This is a genomic window from Pedobacter sp. ASV12 (assembly GCF_016429155.1).
GTDB lineage: Bacteria > Bacteroidota > Bacteroidia > Sphingobacteriales > Sphingobacteriaceae > Pedobacter.
In genome coordinates, this window is record NZ_JAELUC010000209.1 from 1 (window position 1) to 826 (window position 826).

General features: G+C 34.3%; 1 protein-coding gene. It reads left to right on the forward strand.

Annotated features, from left to right (window positions below):
* Positions 1 to 135: 135 nt before the first annotated feature.
* Positions 136 to 705, forward strand: coding sequence for a hypothetical protein (locus tag JHD69_RS19930; RefSeq protein ID WP_199142085.1), 570 nt, complete (start codon positions 136 to 138; stop codon positions 703 to 705).
* Positions 706 to 826: the final 121 nt, after the last annotated feature.

Below are 826 nucleotides of genomic sequence, written 5' to 3' on the forward strand. Positions count from 1 at the left end.
CCACCCCCACCGACGTCGTGGTTCGTCGGCAGCGTCAGATGTGTATAAGAGACAGCGAATTGAAAGCCCAGGGCTGGAATGCTTTTAAGAAATAAAGCGCAATTTGTTATTTTTTAACAGGTATCAACCGAATCAATGAGCGTATTATTCAAAAAGCATAAAAACTTGATTCCCCTTATTATTTTAGGGTTATGCTGTATTTATACTTTCCTGAATTCTTATTTCAATAGCTATGAAGCAAGTGACGGTTCAGTTTATTTCTATTCGCTCAAACTGGAGCATTATTTGGCTTTAGCGTCACTTGTTATTGATTTTCTGGTCTATTTTCTTTGGAAAAGCTATTTCAGATATGTGGTCATTCTTACACTTGTGTTGGGTTTGTTCAATGTATTGATCTATTTGCCTATCAATATTAACATTGTTTTTATTGTCTCTTTTCAGGCTCTTTCTTTTATGATGGGCTTGTTCTATATTTTTTTGAACTATGGCTCTATCTACAAAAAAGGGACCTTGAAGGCTGAACAAATAGATATGGGCAAGATTGAAAAATTGAAACTTAAATATCTTGAAATGACCAATGAGGAATTAAAGGAGATTAATGAAGATAAGAGATTTACAGCCGAAGCTAAGATGGCAGTTGAGGAGGTAATTAAGGAGAGAAAGAAGGTTGAAAACGATAAGATTACAAATGATTTTTTAAGCTAAAAGCATTTAAAAATCTATATGGCCTTTATTATATTAAGATCTAAATCATTGAAAAAGCTAATCAACCTGGTTTGTTTACTGTTAACTGTAAGTCTGACCTCGGCACAGACTCCTTTTGTAC

Coding starts and splice junctions, on each gene's coding strand:
- JHD69_RS19930 (WP_199142085.1), top strand. CDS start 136: ATGAGCGTATTATTCAAAAAGCATAAAAACTTGATTCCCCTTATTATT.